Origin of the sequence: Mangrovicoccus ximenensis (assembly GCF_003056725.1) — a bacterium.
Classification (GTDB): domain Bacteria; phylum Pseudomonadota; class Alphaproteobacteria; order Rhodobacterales; family Rhodobacteraceae; genus Mangrovicoccus; species Mangrovicoccus ximenensis.
Genome location: NZ_QBKZ01000001.1, coordinates 1,110,763 through 1,135,767, shown reverse-complemented (window position 1 = coordinate 1,135,767; position 25,005 = coordinate 1,110,763). Strand labels below are relative to the sequence as shown.

At 69.4% G+C, this 25,005-nt stretch carries 17 protein-coding genes and 3 pseudogenes; 10 read left to right on the top strand and 10 right to left on the bottom strand.

The window, feature by feature from the left end; all coding sequences use genetic code 11:
* Positions 1-49: 49 nt before the first annotated feature.
* The 6 genes and pseudogenes from C7T91_RS06155 to C7T91_RS06130 all read right to left on the bottom strand — a co-directional run bounded on the left by C7T91_RS06155 (position 50) and on the right by C7T91_RS06130 (position 8,043).
* Positions 50-1,144 (bottom strand): glycoside hydrolase family 88/105 protein, encoded by a 1,095-nt coding sequence (locus C7T91_RS06155; RefSeq protein ID WP_108258403.1) that lies wholly within the window; start codon positions 1,142-1,144, stop codon positions 50-52.
* Positions 1,138-2,451 carry a polygalacturonase PglA gene (gene pglA, locus C7T91_RS06150; protein ID WP_456237834.1) on the bottom strand — a complete coding sequence of 438 codons (1,314 nt, stop codon included), beginning with the start codon at positions 2,449-2,451 and terminating at the stop codon, positions 1,138-1,140. The genes C7T91_RS06155 and pglA overlap by 7 nt, the downstream gene beginning before the upstream one ends.
* A gap of 170 nt (positions 2,452-2,621) precedes the next feature.
* Positions 2,622-4,106, bottom strand: a pseudogene (locus C7T91_RS06145) (molybdopterin-dependent oxidoreductase); the annotation flags it as partial.
* A 193-nt stretch (positions 4,107-4,299) separates the two neighbouring features.
* Positions 4,300-4,932, bottom strand: coding sequence for an MSMEG_1061 family FMN-dependent PPOX-type flavoprotein (locus C7T91_RS32240; protein ID WP_161555758.1), 633 nt, complete (start codon positions 4,930-4,932; stop codon positions 4,300-4,302).
* Positions 4,933-6,021: 1,089 nt separating this feature from the next.
* On the bottom strand, positions 6,022-6,660 hold the full coding sequence (locus C7T91_RS06135) for a hypothetical protein (RefSeq protein ID WP_108258399.1): 639 nt from the start codon (positions 6,658-6,660) through the stop codon (positions 6,022-6,024).
* 102 nt (positions 6,661-6,762) lie between these two features.
* A complete protein-coding gene (locus C7T91_RS06130; protein WP_108258398.1) occupies positions 6,763-8,043 on the bottom strand; it encodes a lytic transglycosylase domain-containing protein in 1,281 nt (426 codons plus the stop codon).
* 290 nt (positions 8,044-8,333) lie between these two features.
* Between C7T91_RS06130 and C7T91_RS06125 the strand changes: the two genes are divergently transcribed.
* The gene (locus C7T91_RS06125) at positions 8,334-9,263 is read left to right on the top strand and encodes a LysR family transcriptional regulator (RefSeq protein WP_330848814.1); all 930 of its coding nucleotides are present in this window, start codon (positions 8,334-8,336) and stop codon (positions 9,261-9,263) included.
* 156 nt (positions 9,264-9,419) lie between these two features.
* Positions 9,420-9,866, top strand: coding sequence for a (2Fe-2S)-binding protein (locus C7T91_RS06120; RefSeq protein WP_108258397.1), 447 nt, complete (start codon positions 9,420-9,422; stop codon positions 9,864-9,866).
* A 219-nt stretch (positions 9,867-10,085) separates the two neighbouring features.
* On the opposite strand, the gene leuS is transcribed toward C7T91_RS06120, so the two are convergent.
* Positions 10,086-12,674 carry a leucine--tRNA ligase gene (leuS, locus tag C7T91_RS06115; protein WP_108258396.1) on the bottom strand — a complete coding sequence of 863 codons (2,589 nt, stop codon included), beginning with the start codon at positions 12,672-12,674 and terminating at the stop codon, positions 10,086-10,088.
* 107 nt (positions 12,675-12,781) lie between these two features.
* On the bottom strand, positions 12,782-13,246 hold the full coding sequence (locus C7T91_RS06110) for a DUF3576 domain-containing protein (RefSeq protein ID WP_108258395.1): 465 nt from the start codon (positions 13,244-13,246) through the stop codon (positions 12,782-12,784).
* A 273-nt stretch (positions 13,247-13,519) separates the two neighbouring features.
* Here C7T91_RS06110 and C7T91_RS06105 point away from each other — a divergent pair, with 273 nt between their 5' ends.
* The 3 genes from C7T91_RS06105 (at position 13,520) to C7T91_RS06095 (ending at position 15,390) form a co-directional block, all read left to right on the top strand.
* Positions 13,520-14,347, top strand: coding sequence for a porin (locus tag C7T91_RS06105; protein ID WP_108258394.1), 828 nt, complete (start codon positions 13,520-13,522; stop codon positions 14,345-14,347).
* On the top strand, positions 14,344-14,625 hold the full coding sequence (locus C7T91_RS39115; protein ID WP_108258530.1) for a porin: 282 nt from the start codon (positions 14,344-14,346) through the stop codon (positions 14,623-14,625). Before C7T91_RS06105 ends, C7T91_RS39115 begins: the two co-directional genes overlap by 4 nt.
* Before the next feature lie 102 nt (positions 14,626-14,727).
* On the top strand, positions 14,728-15,390 hold the full coding sequence (locus tag C7T91_RS06095) for a YggS family pyridoxal phosphate-dependent enzyme (protein ID WP_108258393.1): 663 nt from the start codon (positions 14,728-14,730) through the stop codon (positions 15,388-15,390).
* Between the two features lie 4 nt (positions 15,391-15,394).
* On the opposite strand, the gene C7T91_RS06090 is transcribed toward C7T91_RS06095, so the two are convergent.
* Positions 15,395-15,892 (bottom strand): L,D-transpeptidase family protein, encoded by a 498-nt coding sequence (locus C7T91_RS06090; RefSeq protein WP_108258392.1) that lies wholly within the window; start codon positions 15,890-15,892, stop codon positions 15,395-15,397.
* Positions 15,889-16,464 (bottom strand): annotated as a pseudogene (gene ribA / locus C7T91_RS06085) (GTP cyclohydrolase II); the annotation flags it as partial. The gene C7T91_RS06090 and the pseudogene ribA, both read right to left, overlap by 4 nt.
* A 1,093-nt stretch (positions 16,465-17,557) precedes the next feature.
* Here ribA and C7T91_RS06080 point away from each other — a divergent pair.
* The 5 genes and pseudogenes from C7T91_RS06080 to bglB form a co-directional block, all read left to right on the top strand.
* Positions 17,558-18,253 (top strand): annotated as a pseudogene (locus C7T91_RS06080) (ATP-binding cassette domain-containing protein); the annotation flags it as partial.
* Between the two features lie 179 nt (positions 18,254-18,432).
* Positions 18,433-19,929: an HlyD family efflux transporter periplasmic adaptor subunit gene (locus C7T91_RS06075; RefSeq protein WP_161555757.1), complete on the top strand. Its 1,497-nt coding sequence runs from the start codon at positions 18,433-18,435 to the stop codon at positions 19,927-19,929.
* A gap of 4 nt (positions 19,930-19,933) precedes the next feature.
* On the top strand, positions 19,934-22,129 hold the full coding sequence (locus C7T91_RS06070) for a site-2 protease family protein (protein WP_108258389.1): 2,196 nt from the start codon (positions 19,934-19,936) through the stop codon (positions 22,127-22,129).
* Between the two features lie 88 nt (positions 22,130-22,217).
* The gene (locus C7T91_RS06065; RefSeq protein WP_145962794.1) at positions 22,218-23,921 is read left to right on the top strand and encodes a hypothetical protein; all 1,704 of its coding nucleotides are present in this window, start codon (positions 22,218-22,220) and stop codon (positions 23,919-23,921) included.
* Positions 23,922-25,001 carry a beta-galactosidase BglB gene (gene bglB, locus C7T91_RS06060; RefSeq protein WP_108258387.1) on the top strand — a complete coding sequence of 360 codons (1,080 nt, stop codon included), beginning with the start codon at positions 23,922-23,924 and terminating at the stop codon, positions 24,999-25,001.
* The last annotated feature ends 4 nt before the right edge of the window (positions 25,002-25,005 follow it).

Genomic DNA, 25,005 nt, shown 5'->3' with positions numbered 1-25,005 from the left:
GCCGCCTGTGCCGCGCTCAGCTCGGGCCGTGCCGGAGACACGTCCAGCATCAGGCGACCCGCGCCTCTGCCGCATCGCTGCCGCGCTCCAGATGGGCGGCATAGCTCATCATCAGCGGCCCCACGCCCTTGATGTCGTCGGACACCCGGGCTTCGGTCAGGTAATATTCGGCCGAGCCGTCGCGGAAGCGGTTCCCGAAATAGCCGAGGCCCGCCACCTCGCAGATCTCGGCCATCTCCTGCCCGCCGCCCGCGCGCTTGCGCACCACCTTGGCGGCGAGGATGTCGAAGAGATCGGCGGGCGGCGCGTCGGCGAAGCCCAGCACCGCGCCCTTTTCCAGCGCATAGACGAACATCGCCGAAGCCGAGCTTTCCTCGTAGTTCCCGGCCAGGTCGGGCCGGTCGATCACCTGCAGCCAGAGACCGCCCGGCACGCGCAGCCCGGCGATCCGTGCCAGCAGCGCCCGGGTCTGCGCCTCGAGCGGACGGAACCGCTCGGGGCCTGCCAGTTCGGCGATGTCGACCAGCGCCATCGCGAGCCAGCCGAGCGCGCGCGACCAATGCGCCTTGTTGTGGCCAGTTTCGCGGTCCGACCAGGGCTGCTTGCGCGCCTCGTCCATTGCATGTGCGTAGAGCCCGGTCGCAGGCACGAAGGTCATCTCGAGCGCGGTGGAGACCTGCGCGATGGCGTCCTCGACCAGCGCCGCGTCGCCGGTCCTCAGCCCGTAGCCGATCTGGAACGGCGCGCCCATGTAGAGGCCGTCGAGCCAGACCTGCCACGGATAGCGCAGCTTGTGCCAGTAGACCCCGGATTTCGTCCGCGGATGGGTCGCCAGCTGGTCGATCAGGATCGCCGCCGCCTTCATGTATTTCGGATCGCCCGTCACCTCGTCGAGATAGAGCAGCGCCTTGCCCGACATGATGTTGTCGATGTTGTAGTCCGAGAGGTTGTAGCCCGCGAGCGAGCTGCCGTCGCCGATCTGCGCATCGACGCGGGACTGCATTTCCTCCAGCCAGCGCGCCTCGCCGGTGGCGCGGTGCAGAAGCTCCAGCCCGCGGTAGAGGCAGCCGTCCTCGTAGCACCAGGGCCCGCCCTTGTAGGGCGTGTAGGCCGCGGTGAAGGCGGCAAAATAGTCGGTCAGCATGGCTCTGGGTCCTTCGTCGTCTCGAAAATCTCGACATCGCCTGTCACCTCGGCGAAATCGGCGCGGATGGTCTCGCGGCAGGCGGGCGCGACGCCCGCCGCCATCAGCGGCACGCCGGGCTGCGCGTCCCGGTCGAAGCTTGCCCGCACCCGCTCCAGCCGGATGCCGCGGATCGGCTGTTCCGGCAGGCCGAGCAGCGCCACGACCGCGAGTGTCACGCCGGTCGCGGTCACGTCGCGGAAGGTGACGTCCTCGATCACCGGGGTGGTCGCATCCACCGGCGCGGGCGTGCGGGCCTGCACCCAGTCGTCATGCCCGTCGGGATCGCAGAAATAGAAGGCATTGGCGGCAAAGGGCGTCGGCACGTCCGTCATCGCGACATGGTCTAGCGTCACCCGGGCGACCTTGCCGCCCCTGCCCCGGCGTGTCTTGATCCTGAGCCCGCGGTCGGTGCCGTCGAAGCTGCAGGCGCGGATGGTGACGTCGGTGATCTCGCCCGACATCTCGCTGCCCAGCACCACGGCGCCATGGCCGCGCTCCATGTGGCACTGCACGATCTCCAGCCGCCGTGTCGGGGCGAGGTGGTCCTCCTGCCCCGGGGCGCGCTTCCCCGCCTTCACCGCGATGCAATCGTCGCCCACCGAAAAATGCAGCCCGGCCAGCAGGACATCCTCGCAGCTTTCGGGGTCGAGCCCGTCGGTATTGGGGCTGTCATGCGGGTTCTCGATGAACAGGGCGGCGGCGGTCAGCCGGTCGCAGCGGAACGGATGCACCGTCCAGCTCGGCGAGTTCCTGACAGTGAAGCCCGACAGCTCCACATCCGGCGAATGCGCGAGGAAGAGCGTGCGCGGGCGGCGAGCGCCGTCGCGGGTCTCCTTCGGCCAGGACCACCAGTCGCCGCGGTCGCCGCCGCCGTCGATGGTGCCCCGCCCGGTGATCTTCAGCCCCGAGCAGTCGATCGCGGTCAAGACGGCGGCAAAAGAGGTCTCGGGCAGGCCCTCCCAGGTGCCGATGACGCGACCGGACCCGTCGCGGGCGGGAAGCTGCGGCCAGCCCGTGCGGTCCGCCTTGCCGGCAATCTCGGCACCGTCCGTCAGCCAGAGCGTGATCCCCGCCTTGAGGAAGACCGGTCCGGTGACATAGCGCCCCGAAGGCACCTTCAGCGTGCCGCCCGCGGGCGTGGCCGCCACGGCGGCGGCGAAGGCGGCGGCATTGTCGTCCGAGGCAGGGTCCAGACCGTGGTCGCGGGCATCCGGAACGCCTCCAGCATCGTCCGCGGCCGCGCCGGCGGCGGCAGATCGAGATATCCCTGCGCGCGGAAATCCGCGAAGCCGGGCCAGTCTCCGCCGCCAGGCGTCGCCGCTCGCGACTCCTCGTAGAGCCGCTCCAGCCAGGCGGTCTCGTCCAGCCCGCCGGTGAAACGTTCGGCGAAGCCGGTCCCGTTGCCGTCCCCGGGCCGCAGCCGGGCGGCGAGCCCGGCGAAGATGTCGTGATCGTTCCGCGTGTCGCCATATGGCGCGGAGACCTGCGACGAGAACATGACCCGGCTCTCGTTGAAGGTGCCGACGATGTCGTTGCGCTCCGCCGGGAGCGTGGAGGGCAGGACGATGTCGGCATGCCGCGCCATCGGCGTCCAGAACGGCTCGTGCACGATCACGGTCCCGGCCCGCTGCCAGGCCCGCCGCAGCCGGTTGAGATCCTGGTGGTGGTGGAAGACATTGCCGCCGACCCAGTAGACCAGATGGATCTCCGGATAGTGCCGCGTCTGCCCGTCATAGCGGTAGGCCGCGCCAGGCGAGAGCAGCATGTCGGAAATCCGCGCCACCGGGATGAAACTGTCGGCCGGGTCCTCGCCCATCGGCAGGGCCGCGAGCGACAGCCGCGAAAAGCTGTTGCCGACGCCGTTGACGGCGCCCAGTCCCAGCGCGAAACCCTCGCCGGGGCGCCCGATCCCGCCGAGCATCGCCGCCAGCACCACCAGCATCCAGTAGATCTGTTCGCCATTCTGCTGCCGGGTCAGCGACCAGCTGGCATTCAGGATTGCCGGTCCGCTTGCCATGCGCATGGCAAGCTCCTCGATGGCGGAGGCCGGAAGGCCGGTGATCTCCGCGGCCCAGGCTGCATCCTTGGGCTGGCCGTCGGCTTCGCCGGTCAGATAGGGCAGGAAGGAGCCGAAGCCGGTGCAGTGGCTTTCCAGGAAGCCGCGGTCATGCCGCTCCGTGCGCAGCAGCTCATGGGCCAGCCCCAGCATCAGCGCGACATCGGTTCCCGGGCGCACCGGAAGCCAGTCCGCCTCCAGTTCCGGGTCGATGTCCGAGCGGATCGGCGAGACATTGACGAAGCGCGCTCCGGCGCCGCGCGCGCGCATCATCGCGGCATGCTGCACATGCCGCCCGACGCCACCGGCATTGACCTGCCCGTTGCGCCGCGCCAACCCGCCGAAGGCGACGACCAGGGATCCTGCGCCAGCGACTGCATCCCAGGAGGTATGCTCGGCCAGCAGCGGCATGAAATGGCCGACGACATGCGGCAGGATCACTTCGGCGGAGGAACAGCTGTAGGTGTTCACCGACACGGTGCTGCCGCCGAACATGGTCATGAAGCGGCGCAGCTGGCTCTTGGCATGGTGGAAGCGTCCGGCGCTGGCCCAGCCGTAGGAGCCCGAATAGATGGCCGCATTGCCGTGGCCGCTGCGCACCCGCTCCAGCTCCGCGGCGGCGAGATCGAGCGCCTCGTCCCAGCCGGTTTCGACGAAGCTGTCCGCGCCTCGCAGCGCGGTGTTGCCGCGATGGCCGTTCTCGAGGAAGCCCCTGCGGACCATCGGACCGTGGATGCGGCAGGGCCCGTCCAGCGTGCCCGCGATCCCCTGGCCGATTGGCGAAGGGTCCGGATCGTCTTCCATGCCGCGCAGGGCGACGAGACTGCCCTCCCGGCATTCCGCCCGGTACGAGCCCCAATGCATTGCGACGAGCGGATCGTGCTGCTGTCCCGCGGCCGGACCGGCCGGGGCACGCGCGGGTCTTCCCATTGGACTGTCCTCCGCTGCCCAGTGAGGATGGTCGTGCCGTCAGCTTGCCCCTGCACCCTATCACGGAATGGCCGGACTGTCGCCTGCGGCGTGACCCGCGCCGTCGCCTCCGGCCCGGCCCTCCCGCTCAGTAGAGCCGCGTCGCGGCATCCCTGTCATGCATGTCCTGGATCTGCCCCGCGTCCAGATCCGACGGGACGGCCTCGGCAGCCCATTGGGCCAGCGTCGGGGCGCTGCCCCGGCCGGGCCAGGTCGCGGGCTTCCAGAGCGCCGAGCGGACGAAGGCCTTGGAGCAATGCATGAAGACCGTCCCGACCGTGACCGCCAGAGCGAGGTCGGGCACCCGGCCGTTATGCGCAAGCGCTTCGCGGATATCCGCATCGCGGAGGATCTGCGCGGTTCCGGCGATGCGCAGAGTCTCGGTGTGACCCGGCACCATGAAGAGCAGGCCGATATCGGGGTTGGCCAGGATGTTCCGGAAGCTGTCGAGGCGGTGGTTGCCCAGCCGGTCCGGCAGGAACAGCGTGCGCTCGTCATGTACCTTGGCGAAACCTGGCGCGTCCCCGCGCGGCGAGGTCGCGACGGATCCGTCGGGCGCGCGGGTTGCAAGCACGGCAAGCGGGGACAGCGCGATGAAGGCGCGCGCCAGTCCGTTCAGGAAGGTCATGTCCTTGTTCCGGACGCGGACCGAGACCGGGTCGGGAATGATCTCGCGCAGCGCAGCAAGGCTGGTGACAGGGTCCGTGGGCTTGAACGTCATCGAATGCTCCTGCGTACAAATGGGACGGGAAATGTCCGGGCGGCATTTTCCGACGATAGCACAGACCGCCGCGAGACGGGCATTGCCCTGGGCCGCAGACCCGGTGCGGAACCCGCCGAAGCCCGAAGTTTCCCCGGACTGCCTTGGATTGCCGGGCAAAGGGTGCTGCGCACCATCCCGGATCGGCCACTGCGTCCGGCCCCGGGTGACGGCGGCGCCCCGCAGGCGCATGGGGCGGACCGCAGACCCGGCAAGGCGGCAACAAGGCACGATCCTGCCATCGGCTGTCTTTGGGACTGTCCCGGTCCTGACGCTGTGTGTCGGCGGGGGCGTTGCCGCCCATGAGCACGCCAGCGGCGCCGTCAAGGAGCCCATGGAGCGGTTCGACGAGCTGGCGTCCGCATCTTCGCGATGATGCACGGGGAGATCGCCCGAGATCCGGCAGCGGGCCGGCGACCTCTCCGCAGGCGCTGGCACCCGTCTGGCAGCCCTGTTCCCGGAGGCGCCCTCCGGCGCGCCGAGCGAGGCCAAGGCAGCGAGCGGGCGCGAACCCGCGTGTCCGGGCACCATGCGGACAGGCTCGGCGACTGGTCGCACGGGCGGACGCCGTCATGGGATCCGGGATGGCGCAGGGCGGCGGCATGACGGGAAATGACGGCCCGGTCCCTGCGGCCGGGCACATGGCCGCGAAGCGCAGCGCCTTCCATGCGGAGTTCCGGAGACGGGCTGAGCCCGGGGCGGAGGCACGACCGTCAGGGCGCCGGACTGCCCGGCTTTTTCCTTTGTCCCGTTGGGGCGATCGGTCCGGGCAGAGGTCCCGCGACATGGCGCCTGCCGGCCTGCATTCCGCTGAGGTTTGCGATCCTGTTCCCGGAAGACGCTCTCACGGGGCGCCTTCGGACAGCAGCAGCCGATTGCCGGCGCCGGGGCACGGTCCGCTGCCTTGCTTCCTGCCGCCGTCCTGCCGGCGGGGACCCTGACCGACGCGCTTTCATGGCCGCCAGAGCCGCAGATCATCCTGGGGACATTCCAGATCCGGATGGCGCGCTGCATATCGAAACCGGGGCGGACAACGGCGCCTCGCCCGGCCTATGTCTTCGTCTTCCGCGGCCTGCCACCGACGAGATACCGCGCCGGGCCGAGACGGTCGGCCAGCCGCCAGAGCAGCCAGCTGGCACCGTAGACGAAGGCCAGCAGGAGCGCGAATTCGAGCGGCCAGGGCGCCGGGACCTGCGCGGCCAGCGCAAGCCCGGCCAGGGTCAGCGGGAAATGCAGCACATAGACCGGGAAGACCGCGCGGGTCAGCTCGGGCAGCATCCGCCCGCTCCGGGCGAGATACCGCGCCGACAGGCCGAGCGCGGCAAGGCACCAGGCCCAGGCGGTCAGCGCCTCGGTCACGCAGAAGATCGCCGCCCGCTCGGGATGCAGTCCCGCCGGAGTCCAGCCCCCCGCGGCCAGCGCCTGTCCGGTAGCGGTGTCCTCGACCAGCGCAAGGGTCAGCAGCACCACCTTGCAGGCGAAGAGCGCCATGGCCGCCGCAAGCAGCCGCCAGGCCTGCCGCCGCGCCCAGTCCAGCACCGCCTCATGCCGTGCCCCGGCAAGAAACCCGCCCAGGAAGAACAGCAGATAGTACGGGAACTGGTAGCCATCTCCGGCCACCGCCGCCGCCTGCGGCTTCGCCACGACCACCGCCAGGGCGGAAAGCGCCACCGGAGCGGCCAGCAGCACCGGCGGGGGCAGCTCCAGCCGCGCGAGCCTGTCGAGCCCGGCTTCCGGGCAGCGCGCGGGGGAGGGTCAGGGAGGGGGGGCGCCCTCTCCCGGACGCCCGGGTCAGCGCGCTTTCAGCGCCGCCTCCAGCCCCAGCGGCTCCGTCTTGCCCGACAGCCGCGCACGGTAGGGCGCCAGCGACTCCATCACCCGCATCACGTAGTTGCGCGTCTCGCGGAACGGGATGTGCTCGATCCAGTCGACCGCGTCCACCGACGGATCGCGCGGATCGCCGTAGCGCTCCATCCAGTCCCGCGGCCGTCCGGGCCCGGCATTGTAGCCCGCCGCCACCAGCACCGTGCTGCCGCCGAATTCGTCGCGCAGCCGCTGCAGGTAGGCGCTGCCCAGCCGCGCATTGTAGACCGGGTCCGAGGTCAGCCGCGCCGGGCTGTAGCTGACGCCGACCACCGGCGCCATCAGCTGCGCCGTGCCCGGCATCAGCTGCATCAGCCCGCGCGCCCCGGCATGGCTGACCACCGCATGGTTGAACTCGCTCTCGCGACGCGCGATCGACAGCGCCAGCTCCGGCGCGACATCCGGCGTCTGGCGGGTGTCGAGCCGCATCACCGGGAACAACGGCTTGTGGATGTCGTAGCCCATGGTCTGGGCCCGCTTGGCGATCTCCAGCTCGACATGCGGCGAGCGCAGCAGCTCCAGCCGCGCCGCCATCGAGCCGATATCCTCGCGGCTCAGACTTTCCGCCAGATGCGAGAAGAACCGCGCCGCCAGCCGCAGGTCTCCGGCCTCGAAAATCGTCACCCCGGCCTGGTAGACCGGCGAGGACCGGAACGGCGCGCGCACCCCGTCGGGGAAGCTTTCGCCCCCGGTCAGCCGTGGATCGGGCGCGATGCCGCCACGCTCGGCGGCGAGCTGGCCATAGAAGCTCGTCTGGTACTCCGCGCCGAAGGCATAGGCCGCCTTCGCCTGGTCTTCCTCTCCCAGCGCCTCGTAGGCCCGGCCTTCCCAATAGCCCGCCCGCCCCAGCGAGATCGGCGTCGAAACCGCCGCGCGCAGCCGCTGGAAATGGTCGAGCGCGGCGCCCGGCGCATCGAGGAAGCGCAGCGCGATGTAGCCCGAGAGCCATTCGAGATCGGCATAGTCGGCGCCGGGCGTCAGCCGGTGGCCCGAGGCGATCAGATAGGCCTCGCGGTACTCCTTGTCGCGCATCAGCTGCCGCGCCAGCCGCCGCCGGTAATCCGCCCATTGGTCGGGCCGTCCCAGCGTCGCCGCCGTCGCGGACTGCGCCTGCATCAGTTCGGCGGTGTCCATGTAGCGCCCGCGCCGCATCCGCCAGGCCATCCGCTCGAAGGCAAGCCCCGGATCGGATTGCAGCGCGTCCGGCACCCGCGCGATCAGCCCGTCGACCCCCGGCAGGTCCTGGCGCAGCGCCTTCCTGGCTGCGCAGCGGAAGCCTGCTGGCGGTCACGCCCGGAGGCGATGTCAGCGAGGCCCATGACGCGGGCGAAAGGCTGCGCGACGTGCTGGTCACCGGCGGCGGGATCTTCGCCGTCACGACCGCCCGCTCGCCGCGCCGCGACGGTCCGTCGGACGACCGGCTGATCCGGCTCGCGCCCTGAAGCCGCAGGCAGTGGACATGATGAGCGGGGCTCATATATCGTCGGGAGACCACAACAATGATCCTTGACCACCAGCTCAGGGCCTCCCTCATGCTCCGCGAAAACATCAACGATCTCATTGCGCTTGCCGCCGTCGCCGAGGAACGCAGCTTCACCCGCGCTGCCGCCCGGCTGAACGTGTCGCAATCCGCGCTGAGCCACACCATCAAGGGGCTGGAGAAGCGGCTGGGACTGCGCCTTCTGACCCGAACCACCCGCTCGGTCGCGCCGACGCTCGAGGGCGAGGACCTGCTGGCGACGATCAATCCGTGCTTCGAGAAGATCGAGGCGCGGCTGGCGGCGCTGAACGATGCCCGCGACCAGCCGACCGGCACGGTGCGGATCGTCGCGGTGGAATATGCCATCGAGTCGATCCTCTGGCCGAAGCTCTCGCCGGTGCTGAAGCAGCACCCGTCGGTGAATGTCGAATTCGTGATGGATTACGGCTATTCCGACCTCGCCGCCTCGCAATGCGATGCCGGCGTGCGCTATGGCGAACAGGTGGCCGAGGGCATGATCTCGATGCGGATCGGCCCGGACGAACGGATGATCTGCGTCGGCGCGCCGGACTATCTCGACACGGCGGGCGCGCCGGAAACGCCGCAGGACCTGACGCATCACCGCTGCATCAACCTGCGGCTTTCGACCCATGGTGCGCTCTATGCCTGGGAATTCGAGGACCGAGACGGCCACGAGATCCGCGTCAAGGTGCAGGGCCAGGCCTGTTTCAACACGATCAACCCGGTGCTGCGCGCGGCGGCCGACGGGCACGGGCTGGCGCTGGTGCCCGAGCGGCTCGCCGCGCCGCATGTCCAGGCCGGGACGCTGCGCACCTGCCTCGACGAATACTGCCCGTCCTTCCCCGGCTTCCACCTCTACTATCCCAGCCGCCAGCGGCCCTCCTCGGCCTTCCAGGTGGTGCTCGACGCGCTGCGCGAACGCGGCTGAGACGCACCGAGGGCGGACTCATGAGTTCCATTCATGGGTGCAATGAGGGAACCCGGACTTCCCCGCCGCCGCCGTTGAACCCACATCATGGATGTGGGGAATAGCGCCATGCCGGTGGCCGCCCAGCTTTTTGCCAGGACAACCAGGAGAACCGCAGTGCAGCTCAACGTCAACGGAACGGTCCGCGAAGTCGATGTCGATCCCGATACGCCCCTTCTGTGGGTGATCCGCGAGGAACTGGGGCTGACCGGAACGAAATATGGCTGCGGGGTCGCGCAATGCGGCGCCTGCACGGTTCTGGTCGACGGCCAGCCGACGCGCTCCTGCATCACCCCGGCCGAGATGGTCGAGGGCACCGAGATCAAGACGATCGAGACCGTCGAGGAAACCGAGACCGGCCGCAAGGTGGTCGAGGCCTGGGTCGAGCATCAGGTGCCGCAATGCGGCTACTGCCAGTCGGGCCAGGTGCTGGCGGCGACCGCCCTGCTGACCGGCACCCCCGCGCCGACCGACGGCGACATCGAGGCCGCGATGGTCAACCTGTGCCGCTGCGGGACCTACAACAAGATCCGCGCTGCCGTGCGCGCCGCGTCGGAGGCCTGATCCATGACCGAGATGAGCTTCCCGAAATCCCGCCCGCTGAACCTGTCGCGCCGCGGCTTCCTGACCGGCAGCGCCGGGCTGGTGCTGGCCACCGCGCTGCCGCTGCGCCCGGCCCGTAGACCGGGGCGAAGCCGCAGCCCGCGAGGCCGAGGGACAGCCCGCCGAGCAGCGCCCGGCGGGAGAGGCGGGCGGGGGAAGGTCCTGTCGCCCGCGCCATCGTCACACCACGACGTTGACGATCCGGCCCGGCACGACGATCAGCTTCTTCGGCTGGCCGCCGCCGAGCGCCTTCTGCACGGCGGCGTCGCTGAGGGCGAGGGCTTCGATTCCGGCCTTGTCCATGTCCGCGGGCACCTGCAGCTCGGAGCGTTTCTTGCCGTTGATCTGGATCGGCAGCGTGACCGTGTCCTCGACCAGCAGGGCGGGATCGGCCACCGGCCAGGCGGCCCGGGCGACGAGCCCTTCGCCGCCGAGCATGGTCCAGATTTCCTCGGCCAGGTGCGGGGTCATCGGCGACATCAGCTGGGCCATGGCGCGCATGGCCTGCGCCTTGACCGGTGCGGAGGCCTTGGATTTCGCCACGGCATTGGTGAAGGCGTAGAGCTTGGCGACCGAGGTGTTGAAGGCGAAACCCTCGATCCCGGCGGTCACGTCGGCGATGGCGCGGTGGGTCGCCTTTTCCAGGGCCTTGTCGTCCTCGGGGCGGGCCTCGTCGGAGGGGCCTGCGGCCCCCGCCTCCTCGGCCCGCTGGCGGACGTCGTCCGCCAGGCGCCAGACGCGCTGGAGGTGCTTGAAGGCGGCCTCGGCGCCGGAGGCGGTCCATTCGACGTCGCGCTCGGGCGGGCTGTCGGAGAGGATGAACCAGCGCGCGGTATCGGCGCCGAAATCGCGGATGATGTTCAGCGGATCGACGACGTTGTTCTTGGATTTCGACATCTTGGCGGAGGGGATGACCTCCACCTCGGCGCCGGTCGCCTTCAGCACGGTCCTGCCGTCCTTCTGCTCGACATCTTCCGGGTAGTGGTAGACCGGTCGGCCCTCGGCGTTGCGCGTCAGGTAGATCGCATGGGTGACCATGCCCTGGGTGAAGAGCGCGTCGAAGGGCTCGCGGGCCGAGTCGGGCAGGTGGCCGCAGATGTTCATCGCCCGCGCGAAGAAGCGGGAATACAGCAGGTGCAGGATCGCGTGCTCGATGCCGCCGATATACTGGTCGACATTCATCCAGTAGGCGGCCTCGGCCGGATCGGTCGGCGTGGCGGCGCGCGGCGCGGTGAAGCGCGCATAGTACCAGGACGAGTCGACGAACGTGTCCATCGTGTCGGTCTCGCGCCGGGCCGGCTTGCCGCAGGACGGGCAGGCGCAGTCGCGCCAGGTCGGGTGCCGGTCAAGCGGGTTGCCGGGCACGTCGAAGCTGACATCGTCGGGCAGCAGGACGGGCAGGTTTTCCTTCCTCTCCGGCACCACGCCGCAATCGGCGCAATGGACGACCGGGATCGGGCAGCCCCAGTAGCGCTGGCGCGACAGGCCCCAGTCGCGCAGGCGGTAGTTCTCGACGCCCTTGCCCCAGCCTTCGGCCTCGGCAAAGCGGATCGTGGCCTCGACGGCCTCCTCGCCGGTGACCTCCGAGATGCCCGCGAAATGATCCGCGAAGCGGACCTTTTCGGATTTCATCGGCACCAGCGCCTCGTTGCCGACGGGCGTGTCGTCGTCGGGGGCGAAGAAGGCGTTCTTCACCGGCAGGTCGTATTTCCGGGCGAAATCGAGGTCGCGCTGGTCATGCGCCGGGCAGGCGAAGATCGCGCCGGTGCCGTAATCCATCAGGATGAAGTTGGCGATCCAGACCGGCAGTTCCCAGCTGTCGTCCAGCGGGTGGCGGACGGTCAGGCCGGTGTCGAAGCCGCGCTTCTCGGCCTTTTCCATGTCGGCCTCAGAGGTGCCCATCTGCCGGCATTCGTTGCAGAATTCGGCGATGTCCTCGCGCTCGGCCTCGAGTTGGCGGGCCAGCGGGTGATCCGGCGAGATGCCGACGAAGCTGGCGCCCATCAGCGTGTCCGGGCGGGTGGTGTAGACTTCGATCCCGGTGAAATCGGCGACCGGTGCGGTCAGGGTGAAGGCGAATTGCAGGCCGCGGCTCTTGCCGATCCAGTTGGCCTGCATGGTGCGGACCTTCTCGGGCCAGTTCTCCAGCCCGTCGAGCGCGGAGAGCAGCTCGTCGGAATAGTCGGAGATCCGGAAGAACCACTGGGTCAGCTCGCGGCGTTCCACCGGAGCGCCCGAGCGCCAGCCGCAGCCGTCGATCACCTGTTCGTTCGCGAGCACGGTCATGTCGACCGGGTCCCAGTTCACCACCGCGTTCTTGCGGTAGACCAGGCCCTTGTCGAGAAAGTCGAGGAACATCGCCTGCTGCTGGCCGTAATATTCCGGGTCGCAGGTGGCGAATTCGCGGGACCAGTCGATGGAGAGCCCGAGCGGCTTCATCTGGTCGCGCATGACGGCGATGTTGTTGTAGGTCCAGGTCTTCGGGTGGCCGCCGGTCGCCATCGCGGCGTTCTCGGCAGGCATGCCGAAGGCGTCCCAGCCCATCGGGTGCAGCACGGAGAAGCCCGCGGAGGACTTGTAGCGCGCGATCACGTCGCCCATCGTGTAGTTGCGCACGTGCCCCATGTGGATGCGCCCGGACGGGTAGGGGAACATCTCGAGGACGTAGTATTTCTGGCGCTCCGGGTCGTGGCGGGCGGCGAAGACCTCTGCCTCGGCCCAGGCGGCCTGCCATTTCGGTTCGACCTGGGTGTGATCGTAGCGGGACATGGGAGGGCCTCCGGCTAAATGTCTGCTCTGGGAACTTGGCGCGGGTGATAGAGCGGGACGGCGGCGCGGTCCAGACCCCGCCCGCCGCTGCGCCGCGCGCCGGAGGATCAGAGGTTGTTGTCGGCGATGCGCAGCTGGCGGGCGCGGGTCAGGATCGCGTCCTCGACCTTGCGCACGGTGTCGGGCGCGGCCGGGCCGGAGCGGGTGGCCAGCGACAGGTTCAGCGAGCGTGCGTCGAGCGCGGGATCCTTCACGTGGACCGTGGCGCGGTAGGAGGTGCCGCCGCCGGGCGGCGTGCCGTAATCGTAGACGATCAGCCCCGAGAAGGGATCGACGCTGCGGATCGGCATGAAGGACAGGACCTCGAGCGAGGCGTTCCAGATGTAGCGGTTCACCTCGAGGGTGACGTTCGGGTCCTGGTCCGCGCCGAACAGGTCGAAGACGGTCTCGCGGCCCTCGTCCAGGAGGTTGTTGCCCCGGGGGTCCTCGACCACCGGCTTGCCCTCGTTGGCGCACCCGGCCAGAACGATCGCGCAAAGCGCGGCGGCGAAACTCTTTGCTGCCCAGCCCATTGGGACCTCCAAGATTGGAAAGGGGACCCCGTCCCCGTCCGGTGCGGCGTGTCTACCGGATGATCCCTCCGCGGACAAGCGCGCCGTCCCGGGATGCGCTGACGCGCCATCCGGAGGGCATGTCCGGGACTGTGTCTTCGCTGCACCAATCGGGGGGCGAGTTTTCAAGGCATCCTCCGGGATTGTTGTAATCCGCTCTCTCCGGCGTGAGATAGGGGGCAACTCAATCGGGTCCTCCCGCTTGAGGACCACCTGTAACCTACGAGGGATGACATGAAAAAGATCCTCCTTGCTTCGAGCGCGCTGGTCCTGGTCGGCGGTGCTGCATTTGCAGAAGTGACCCTGGAAGGCTACGCCGCGATGGGCGTCATCGGCGGTGACGACTACATCAAGGCCGGCGACGACTACGACGACAACGAATACTCCTTCGTGTCCGACCTTGACGTCACCTTCGTCCTGTCCGGCGAAACCGACGGCGGCGTGACCTTCGGCGCAGCCATCGAGCTCGACGACGCAATCGGCAGCCCGCAGTTCGCCAACGAAGAAGACCAGGGCGGTGAGTCCGTCTTCGTGTCGGGCGACTTCGGCACCATCACAATGGGTGACACCAACGGCGCGTTCGACTACGCGATCGCCGAGTACATCCGCCCGCACAAAGGCACCATCGGCGACGTCGAAGAGTACGGCGCATACAGCGGCGGCTACGGCATCGACCCGCTCGATGACGGCCTGGACGGCATCTTCGGCGGCCAAGTTGCCCGCTACGACTACTCCTTCGGCGGCTTCGGCATCGCCGTGTCGGCCGAACTGGACGACGACTTCGAAAGCGATCCGCTGCTGGGCATCGGTGCGACCTACAACTTCGCCTTCGCAGGCGGCTCGGTTCTGGTCGGTGCAGCCTACCAGGGCGTGCATGACGCAACCGTCGGCGCGAACATCGACGACGACAGCGACGAGTTCACCGGTTTCTCCTTCGACAGCACCGCCGAAAACGTCTTCGACGGCGACCTGGATGTCTACGGCATCTCGGCTCAGCTGGTTCTCGACATGGGCCTGCAGTTCAACGCAGTCGTGTCGCAGACCGAAATCGACGGGACCTGATCAACCTGCCGGGCAACACCAGCGAAAGCCTCGACACCGACTACACCTCCTACGGTGTCGGCGTCGGCTACACCTTCGACGCAATCACCGTCGCAGCGTCCTACGGCTACATCGACTACGACTCCGACCTGGCCGTCGACGAGACCGAGAGCTACGCTCTGAGCGCAGGTTACGACCTGGGCGGCGGTCTGGCACTGCGCGCTGCATACGCACAGGACATCTCCGACTCCGACGACGAGACCGAGAAGTACTCCTTCGGCGTCATGATGAACTTCTGATCCCACTCGGATCGGTTTTTCGGAGAGCGGACCCTCGGGTCCGCTCTTTTCTTTTGGGCGCATGCATGGTCAAACCGCCGCGTCAGACGGAGGGTTCGCACCATGGCACTCGCAGAGATCCTTGACCGCATCCGCGCCGCCGAGCGCCGGGCCGGCCGCCCCGAGGGCGCCACGCGGCTGATCGCCGTGTCGAAGGTCCAGCCGCGGGACCGGATCGAGGCGGTGCTGGAAGAGGGCCACCGGCTGTTCGGCGAGAACCGCGTGCAGGAAGCCCAGGGCCGCTGGCCCGAGCTGTGCGAGCGTTACGAAGGCATCGAGCTGCACCTGCTCGGACCGCTGCAGACCAACAAGGTCCGGCCCGCCTTCGAGATGTTCGACGCGATCCATTCGCTCGACCGCGAGAAGCTGGCGCGCAAGTTCGCCGAGCTCGCCCAGGCCGAAGGGCGCTGTCCGGAACTGTTCGTCCAGGTCAATACCGGCGAGGAACCGCAGAAGGCGGGGGTCCTGCCCGAGGCGGTCGACGCCTTTGTCGGGCTCTGCCGCTCGCTCGACCTGCCGATGGCCGGGCTGATGTGCATTCCGCCGGTCGACGAGGAGCCGGCCCTGCATTTCGCGCTGCTCCGGAAAATGGCGGAGCGCAACGGGCTTGCCGGCCTGTCGATGGGGATGAGCGCGGATTTCGAGAAGGCGGTGGCGATGGGCGCGACCCATGTCCGCGTCGGCTCGGCGATCTTCGGCGAGCGTGTCCCCGCCGCGGCGGGCTGAGGCCTCAGCCCTTCACGATCAGCCGCGTCCCCGGGGTGATCCGCGACAGCAGCCACATCAGATCGTCCCGGCCGAAGGCGACGCAGCCCTCGGTCGGAAAGCGCGGCCGCCGCCATTGGTGCAGGAAGATCGCCGATCCCCGGCCGGCCTCGGCCTCGGGCCAGTTCCAGTCGGTCACCAGCACGGCATCGTAGAGCGGATCGGCGCGGCGGAGCTTTTCATGGCTGAACGGGTAGGGCGCGCGGACCGCATGATTGTAGTCGGGCTGCCCGGAGGCGTCGGACCACAGGTCGCCCGGCAGGATCGGCTCGGCCCAGGGGGCGGGGCGCGCGATCCGGTCGGGCCGGTAGAGCATGCCCTCGATCCGGTGGATGCCCGCGGGCGTGCCGCCGTCGCCCTCGCGTTTCGCATGGGTGATGCCGCCCTTGCCGATCGCGGCGGGGAGGCGGCGGCCGAAGGCGCGGACGCCCCAGCGGGTCACGACGATGTCGGCGGCGCTCACAGCAGATGCCCCGATTTCGCGGCCTTGGTGTCGAGATAGGCCGAGTTCAGCGGATTGCGCCCGACCTTCAGCGGCACCCGCTCCGTGACCTCGATGCCGTTTGCCGCCAGCATCTTCATCTTGTTCGGATTGTTGGTCATGAGCCGCGCCCTGGAGAATCCCAGCGTCCGCAGGAGTTGCGCGCCGAGCCGGAAATCGCGCTCGTCATCTTCGAAGCCCAGCCGGTGGTTGGCCTCGACCGTGTCGAACCCCTGGTCCTGCAGCGAATAGGCGCGCATCTTGTTCGCCAGCCCGATGCCGCGGCCTTCCTGGTTGAGGTAGAGCAGCACGCCCTCGCCGGCCTTGCCCATCTGTTCCAGCGCGCCGCGCAGCTGCGGGCCGCAGTCGCATTTCAGCGAGCCAAGAAGGTCGCCGGTGAAGCAGGCCGAATGCAGCCGCGCCAGCACCGGCTTCGCGCGGTCCGGACGGCCGATCTCGACCGCGTAATGTTCCTCGCCGCCATCCTCGGGGCGGAAGACATGCACCCGGCCGGCCTCGGAGACCGCGAGCGGCACGCGCGCCGAGATCACCGGCCCGAAGACCGGCGCACGGGCGATCCGCGCCATGCCCGGGCGGGCGGCCGCTCCCGTCCGGGATGCGGCGCATCGCCGGAGAACCGCCGCCGCTTGGCTTGGGGACGGGAGCGCCGGACCGGCCGTCAGGGCATCCGCCAATGTCGGGCGCCCTGCCATCGGACTGCGCTCGGCGGCTCTTTGTCTGCCATCGGCTTGGCGGTTGAGCGGCTGCCCGTACCGGATCGCCGCGGCAAGCGTGTTTCCGGAGCTTTCACTGGCCAGTGACTGCGGGGCCTTGACGCGCCTATCTCCAAAATTGCCGAGGCGGGTGCGACCAGAGAGCGTTCCGGGCAGCAGCCGAATGCATGGCGCCGGCGCCGCGAAGGCTTGCGGCGGCAGAGTTGCGCACATTCCGCCACATCCGTCCGACGCTCGCAGGCGCTGCATCCAGCCCGGGAGAGATCGGTAAAAAGCCGGATGTGGTGCTGCCCCGTCCGGGTGCCCAGGCCACGGGCGCGGCACTGGTTCCGCCGCGCCTTGCTTCGGCCCGCCAATCTGGCGCGCAGGCCTGCAGCGGAGATCTGCGGAGCGGGGCTCGAACCGGCCTTCGCCGTTCTGCCGATCCCAGACGCGGCAGCTGCCGCTCCTTGCCGTGCCGCAGGTCGGTGCTTCCCGCACTGGATCACGCATTGCCCGATCCACGGGGCCGGGTCTGCGGGCCATGCCGCAGGTTGCCCATGGCTTCGGTTCCGCGGGGATAAATCCGGCGACGTCATCGCGCGTCGGTTCCGGCGGCTCCGGAGCCCGGTCCGGGATCGCTCCCTGCACCGGCCCCGGAGGCCGATCCAGTGTTCCCCGCCGTTGCGGACAGGCCTGTCCGCCAGTCCGTCGCTGACCGCGTTGCGGCTCCTGCCGGGAGGAGCCGCGGCTTGGGAAGTTCTCGCAAAACTTGGCGGCGGCCAGCGCGCTGCCTGCCGCGGTCCGGGCGGCGCTTGGGGTGTCCTATCTGCCCGCTCAGCCGCTGCCATCCCAGAGGCAAATGCGATGGCGCTGTCGACGGGGCGCGGGGGCGGAGTGTCCTGCCGCAGGTTCGCCCGCGTTTGCGGGTGTCAGGTCGGCAATCCGAGCCGCGCCAGCCCCTCCGGAGCCGGGCAAGGCGCTCGGGGTGATCGGGCCGTCGGGGGCCGGCAAGTCGACCCTGGCGCGGGCCCTGACCGGGGTCTGGCGCGCCGCGGGCGGCAAGATCCGCCTCGATGGCGCCACGATCGACCAGTACGAGGCCGACGCGCTCGGCCGCTATGTCGGCTACCTGCCGCAGCAGGTGACGCTGTTCGACGGCACGCTGGCCGAGAACATCGCCCGGCTGGAGCCCGGCGCCAAGGACGAGGACATCATCAAGGCGGCCAAGAAGGCGGCGGCGCATGACATGATCCTGCGCCTGCCCGACGGCTACAACACCCGCGTCAGCGCGGCCGGGGCGCAGCTCTCGGGCGGCCAGATCCAGCGGGTGGGCCTGGCCCGCGCGCTGTACGGCGACCCGGTGATTCTGGTGCTGGACGAGCCGAACTCCAACCTCGACAACGAGGGCAGCCAGGCGCTGAACCACGCGATCCGCTCGATGAAGACCGAGGGCAAGTCGGTGCTGATCATGGCGCACCGCCCGGCCGCGATCCAGGAATGCGACATGCTGCTGGTGCTGGACGGCGGCAGCGTCAAGGCCTTCGGGCCGCGCGACGAGGTGCTGGGCAAGATGGTCAAGAACGCGAATGAAATCAGGGCAGCCCAGACCCCGGGAGGCGTGGCATGACCGAAAACCGCAAACCGCCGGAGGCCGGGACGCCGCCGGCAGCGACCGGGGCTGCCCCGCTGGCCGAACGGAACGCGGGCGGCAGCCCGGCCAGGTCAGGCGGCGCCGGCGAGGCCCGCGCGCCGGATGCCGTCGACATCGCCCAACCGATCCGGGCCGGCGGCGAGACGATCGGCATCGTGTCGGTCGAGATATCGCCGCGGTCACGCCAGGCGCTGGCGCTGGTCATGCGCGATCTGCAATGGGGCTCGGCCTGGATCACCACCGCCTTCCGCGAACGCGAAGGCAGGCGCGACCGGCTGGGCCAGAACCGGCTGCGCCTGTCGCTGGAACTCTTTGCGGCGATGCTGTCGGAGACGCGTTTCCAAGATGCCTGCCGCACCCTGGCCACCGAACTTGCGACCGAACTGGATTGCGACCGGGTTTCGGTCACGCGCTGGAGGCACCGGCAGAGCCGCGTCATCGCGGTATCGCACAGCGCGGCCTTCGACCGGCGCAGCAATCTGATGCGGGCCATCGAACACGTCTCGGACGAAGCCATCGACCAATGGCACTCCATCCTCACCCCGGCGCCCGTCGGGGACGGGGCGGTTCGGCTGGCGCAGGCGGCACTGGCGAAGCTGAGCGGCGGGCTGGCCATTCTCGCGACGCCGCTTCCGGTCCGCGACCGGGCGATCGGCGGCCTCGTGCTGGAACGGGCCTGCGACTCCCCCTTCTCGGAAGAAGATGCGCTGTTCTTGGAGACAGTGGCGGCACTGGCCGCGCCCGCGCTGGAAGAGAAGCGCCTGAACGGCCGGCCGCTCCTGTTCAAGGCGGCGGATGCGCTCCGGGGCGGGCTGGTGCGCCTGTTCGGACCGCGCCATCTCGGGCGCAAGCTGGTGCTGGCAATTGCCGCGGCCGTGCTCGCGGCGCTGGTCTTCGTGCAGCGGCCCTATCGGGTGACCGCCGATGCGCGGCTTTCCGGCTTGGTCGAGCGCGTGGTGACGGTGCCTTTCGACGGGTATCTGCAACTTGCCGCGGTTCGCGCCGGCGACGTGGTGGGCGAGGGGGACCTGTTGGCGCAGCTCGACGCGAGCGACCTTGAGATAGAGCGGCTGCGGCGCCTGAGCGAGCGCAACCAGAGCATGGTAGAATACGATGAGGCCTTGGCGGAAAGCAACCGGGCCGAGCTCAACGTCCTGCGCGCGCGGATCGACCAGGCGGACGCGCAGATCGCGCTGCTTGACGCCCAGATCGCAAGGACCGGTCTGCATTCCCCGCTGGACGGCGTGGTCGTCAGCGGCGATCTCAGCCAGCGCATCGGGGATGCCGTGGGCCGCGGCGAGGTTCTGTATGAAATAGCCCCGCTCGACGCGTATCGCGTCCGGGTCCAGGTCGACGAGCGCGACATCGACCAGATAGCGCCGGGCCAGACCGGCCAGCTCGCCTTGTCGGCCTTTCCCGAGACACCCGTCGATATCCTGGTCGAAAGGGTGTCTCCGGTCGCGTCCCAGGCCGACGGCCTGAATTTCTTCGAGGTCGACGCGGTGCTTGGCGATGCAGCCGGACAGGCCAAGCTGCGTCCAGGGATGGAGGGCGTGGCGAAAATCGGGATCGAGGACCGCCGCCTGATCTGGATCTGGACCCACCGCATCGCCGATTGGGCGCGGCTGAAGCTGTGGCGGTGGAGCAGCTGATCCCATGGCCGAGGATGATCGCGATGCCGGGACGGAAAACACCGCGGGCGGGACGCCGGATCCCCTGCTGAGCGCGCATTGGCGCCATGTCGCGGCAATGCGGCCGCGGCTGAGGCCCCAGGCGGAGATCCACCGCCATGTGCTGCGCGGCAAGGTCTGGTACGTTCTGCAGGACAAGGTGAACGGCCGTTTCCACCGGATCACCCCCGAACTCTACCGGATCGTCGCGGGAATGGACGGCCGCCGGACGGTGCAGGACATCTGGACCGATGCCGTTCATCATGAAGGCGAGGCCAGCCCGACCCAGGACGAGGTGATCGCCCTCCTGGGGCGGCTGCACAGCGCCGACGTGATGCGGGGCCAACTATCGCCCGATCTCGACGAAATCGGCCGCCGCGCGCGCGACTTGGCGCGCCGCAACCGGCTGTCGCGCGTGCGCAGCCCGCTGGCAATCCGGGTTCCGCTCTTCGATCCCGACCGTTTCCTCGAGGCGACGGCCTTCCTCGTCCGGCCGTTCTTCTCGCCGTTCGGCGCGGTACTTTGGTTCGCCTTCGTTGCCTGGGGCATATCGCTCGGAGCGCTGCATTGGAACGAGCTGAGTTCCGACGTCGCGGACCGGGTGCTCAGCGCCGACAACCTCCTCCTGCTCTGGATGCTTTTCCCGGCCGTGAAGGTGATCCACGAACTCGGCCACGGCTACGCCGCCAAGTGCCGCGGCGGCGAGGTGCACGAGATCGGCATCATGTTCCTGGTGTTCGTGCCGGTGCCCTATGTCGAGGCCTCCAGTGCCACGGCATTCCCGTCCCGCTGGCAGCGGGTCGCCGTCAGCGCCGGCGGTATCCTCGCCGAACTTCCGCTTGCCGTCATTGCGTTGTGGTTCTGGACCGAAATGGAGCCGGGGCTGGCGCGGTCGGCAATGTACAATGTCGTGCTGATCGCCGGTGTTTCGACGGTTCTCTTCAACGGGAACCCGCTGCTGCGCTTCGACGGCTACTACATCCTGATGGACCTCCTGCAGATGCCCAATCTCGGGCCCCGGGCGAACCGCTACATCGGCTATCTTGTCCAGCGCCATGCCTTTGGGGTGGAGCGGGCGCAAAGCACCGCGGATTCCCCCGGCGAGCGCAAGATCCTGTTCTCCTTCGCCATTGCCTCGTATCTCTACCGGCTGACGGTGATGACGGCGATCATCCTGTTCGTCGCCAGCAGGTTCTTCACCATTGGCGTCATGCTTGCGGTCTGGGCGGCATTCCAGATGTTCGTCCTGCCGATCGCCAGGCTGGCCTGGTTCCTTGCCGCCTCACCGGCCCTCAATGGACGCCGGACAAGGGCCCTGGGCCTCAGCGGCGGCGGACTTGCCTTGCTGGCCTGCCTGCTGCTCCTGGTGCCCGCGCCCTCGGCCATCATCGCCGAAGGCGTCATCCTGGCATCCGAGGACAGCGCGGTCCGTGCAGGGGAAAACGGTTTTGTGCGGTCGATCGAGGCGCAGCCCGGCGAGCATGTCGAAGCGGGGCAGGTCCTGATGAGGCTCGAAGCGCCGCTGGTCGATGCCGAGATCGCCGTGCTGCGGTCCCAGGCGGCGGAACTGGGGGCGCTGTTGCGCGCAACGCTCGATGATCCGGTCAGCACCCGCGGCTTCCGGGCGGAGCTTGCGCATGTAGAGGCCCGTCTCGCGCGTGCCGAGGAACGGGCGGGATCGCTGGTCCTGCGCGCCGGGGAAGGCGGCATCTTCCTGGCCCATGACACCGGCGCGCTTGTCGGCCGCTTCATTGGCCGCGGCCAGTCGCCGGGCTTCGTCAGCACGCTGGACGCGTCCCTGATCGAGGCGGCCCTGCCTGCTGTCGAATTCGATATCCTGCGCAGCCGCCTCAGCCGCGCCGAGGCGCGGCCCGCATGGGATTTGGCGCAGGTGAGCGACGCAGAGGTGCTGCTGATCGAGCCGGGAACCACCCGCCAGCTGCACTCGGCCGCGCTTGCCGTCCCGGGCGGCGGGCGCTTCAGCCTTTCTCCTGCAGGCCAGGAGGACCTCACCGTGCTCGAAGACATCTTCCATGTCCGTCTGGCGACGCCGCCGGAGTGGAGGCCGCAACGCATCGGCGATCGCGTCTTCCTGCGGTTCGATCTCGGCCGGGAACCGCTGGGCCTGCAGGCCTTCCGTCAGCTGAGACGGGTTTTCATGAAGCGTTTCGATGTCTTCTGACATGCTGCGCCCCCCCGTCGCGGCATGGCAGAAGCCGCGCCTCGCAAGAAGCCGGTCCGGGACTTCCGGCCTGCTGCGCCGGCTGTACATGGCCGAAGAGGCGATGGCCGGAGCCATGTGGCGCGCTCGGGCCGCGACGGGCCGTCTCGGCCACTCCGGGCCGGGAGACGGCAAGCTCAGGGCGCTTTGCGCGGACGCCGCGCGGCTCGGGCTCTGGCTCGGCGGCGCCACGCTTGAGGCGCGCAAGGCCGAAGCCCGCGCCCGCATCGCCGCCGAACCCGGCAGCAGCATCTCGCGCGGCCTGCTCCTGCTGAAGGAAGGCGGCCCGGCGGATGAGATCGAGCGGATCGTCCGCCACACGCTGACCGGCATCGACGGACGCTACGATTGCGCGGATTTCTGGATCCTGCCGCTGATCTGGGCCTGGCGCGGCCATGCCGGGACCGGCATCGGCGCGGAGCTCTGGGCCGAGGTGCGCCGCGCCATCCTCGGCTTCCGCTACTGGCTCGACGAGCCGGGCAATGACGTGATGTGGTTCTGGAGCGAGAACCATGCCTTCTGCTTCCATGTCGCGCAGTTCCTCGCGGGCGACACCTTCCCCGAGGAGGTCTTCCCCAACAGCGGCCGCACTGGCGCCGAGCACCGCGAGGCCGCCCGTGCCCGGCTGGGCCGCTGGTTCGCCTCGGTCGAGGATCACGGGCTCGCCGAGTGGAATTCCTCCTGCTACTATCCGATCGACCTGCTCGGGCTCTTCACGCTGGAGGCCTGCAGCCCGGATGCGGCGCTGAAGGCGCGCGCAAAGGCGCTGATCGACAGCATCTTCGTGATGACCGCGCTGCATTCGGTCGACGGCATGCCGGTGGGCAGCCAGGGCCGGGTCTATGAAAAGGAGCTGTTCGCCGGGCCCGCCACGGAGCTGGGCGCGGTCGCCGCCGTCGCCTTCGGCGGCATCTGGTGCCCGGGCCATGAGCGCGCCGCCGCGCTCTTCGCGGTGTCGGATTACATGCCGCCCGCCGCCTGCGAGGGGCTGCACCGGCTCGGCGGCCATGGCCGGCTGGAGGCGCGCTATGTCCAGGGGCTGAACCGCAATGCCAAGCTTGCGCTGTGGAAATCGGCCGCCGCCCAGCTCTCGGCGGTGACCGGCCACCGCACCGGCGATCCGGGCCACCAGCAGCATGTCGCGGAAATCCAGTTCGCCGCCCATCCGCTGGCGCGGACCTGGATCAGCCATCCCGGCGAACTGAAGGTCTGGGGCGGCGGGCGGCCCTCCTACTGGATGGCGAACGGCACCGTGCCGCGGGTCTGCATGGACGGCAATGTTGCCGCGCTGGTCTACGATCTCGGCCGCCACGGCCATCCGGTGCGCTTCACCCATGCCTTCGCCCCGGCCGAGTTGCTCGACGACTGCATCGAGGACGGCCAGTGGCTGTTCCAGCGGACGGGCGACGGCTATGCTGCGCTCTGGGCCTCGGCGCCGCTCGAACGGCTGGAGACCGGGCTCTACAAGGGCCAGGAATGGCGGGCCCATGCCGCGCAGGCGGGCTGGCTGATGGTGGCCGGTTCCGCCGCCACCCATGGCAGCTTCGATGACTTCCGCGGCGCGGCCCGTGCGCTGGCGCCGCAATTCGATGCCGCCGGGCTGCGGCTGGGCTGGCAGGCCGGGGACGCGTCGCTTGCCGCCGATTTCGCCGGCGGCCTGCTGCGCGACGGCAGCCCGGTGCCCTTCGCCCCTCTCTCGATCACCCCGCATGCCGGTTTCGACGGCGCGCCCCTCCAAGCTGTGGAGTTCTGAATGACCTATCACGCCAATCTGGACATTGCCTCGGCCATCGCCGCGCTGTCGCGCGGGTTCCGCAGGCTCAAGGGCATCGGCGACGAGGGCGCGGGCCCCGGCGACGAGATCGATTTCGACGAATGGGACTGGGAGGTCGGCGTCGGCCTCTACGGCGAGTTCCGCCGCGCCGAGGCCGAGAATGACGAGGCCGCGATGGACCGGCTGGCGCGCTGGTACGACCGCCAGATCGCCCGCGGCCTGCCGCGCCGCCAGGTCAATTCGACCGCGCCGATGCTGGCGCTGGCGCTCTTGGCCGAACGCCGCCCGCGCGGGGACTGGCGCGCGATCATCGGCGACTGGGCCGCGTGGCTGCATGACGAGATGCCGAAGACCGAGGAGGGCGGCTACCAGCATACCGTCAAGGAGCGCGACAATGACGGCCAGCTCTGGGACGACACGCTGGTCATGGCGGTGCTCTTCGTGGCGCAGGCCGGCAAGATCCTCGGCCGCCGCGACTGGATCGAGGACGCGCATTACCAGTACCTGACCCATGTCCGCTTTCTCGGCGACCGCGAAAGCGGGCTGTTCTACCACGGCTGGACCTTCATCGGACGGCACAGCTATGCCAAGGCGCTCTGGGCGCGGGGCAATGCCTGGGTGACGATCGCCATTCCGGAGCTGTTCCGCATCTGCCCGCCGGAAGGCGCGGTGGCACGCTACCTGCGCGAGGTCTACCTGACCCAGGTCCGCGCGCTGGCCGTCCTGCAGAACGGCGAGGGGCTGTTCCACACGCTGCTCGACGATCCCGGCAGCCCGGTCGAGGCATCCGGAACGGCCGGCATCGCCTATGGCGTCTTGGCCGGGCGCCGCGAGGGGCTGATCGGGGCGGAGGAGGCCCGGATCGTCGAACGCGCGCTGCCCGCGATCCTGGCGCGGATCGACGGCGACGGCTTCCTCGGCGATGTCTCGGACGGCACGCCGATGGGCGACACGCTGGAATTCTACCGGCAGATCCCGAACCTGCCGACGCCCTACGGGCAGGCTTTGGGAAGCCTGTTCCTGATGGAATGCGACCGCGCCGCGCAGACGGCCCGCTGAACCG

Coding starts and splice junctions, on each gene's coding strand:
- C7T91_RS06155 (WP_108258403.1), bottom strand. CDS start 1,144: ATGCTGACCGACTATTTTGCCGCCTTCACCGCGGCCTACACGCCCTAC.
- C7T91_RS32240 (WP_161555758.1), bottom strand. CDS start 4,932: ATGACGTTCAAGCCCACGGACCCTGTCACCAGCCTTGCTGCGCTGCGC.
- C7T91_RS06125 (WP_330848814.1), top strand. CDS start 8,334: ATGATCCTTGACCACCAGCTCAGGGCCTCCCTCATGCTCCGCGAAAAC.
- leuS (WP_108258396.1), bottom strand. CDS start 12,674: ATGTCCCGCTACGATCACACCCAGGTCGAACCGAAATGGCAGGCCGCC.
- C7T91_RS06110 (WP_108258395.1), bottom strand. CDS start 13,246: ATGGGCTGGGCAGCAAAGAGTTTCGCCGCCGCGCTTTGCGCGATCGTT.
- C7T91_RS06105 (WP_108258394.1), top strand. CDS start 13,520: ATGAAAAAGATCCTCCTTGCTTCGAGCGCGCTGGTCCTGGTCGGCGGT.
- C7T91_RS06095 (WP_108258393.1), top strand. CDS start 14,728: ATGGCACTCGCAGAGATCCTTGACCGCATCCGCGCCGCCGAGCGCCGG.
- C7T91_RS06070 (WP_108258389.1), top strand. CDS start 19,934: ATGGCCGAGGATGATCGCGATGCCGGGACGGAAAACACCGCGGGCGGG.
- C7T91_RS06065 (WP_145962794.1), top strand. CDS start 22,218: ATGGCCGAAGAGGCGATGGCCGGAGCCATGTGGCGCGCTCGGGCCGCG.
- bglB (WP_108258387.1), top strand. CDS start 23,922: ATGACCTATCACGCCAATCTGGACATTGCCTCGGCCATCGCCGCGCTG.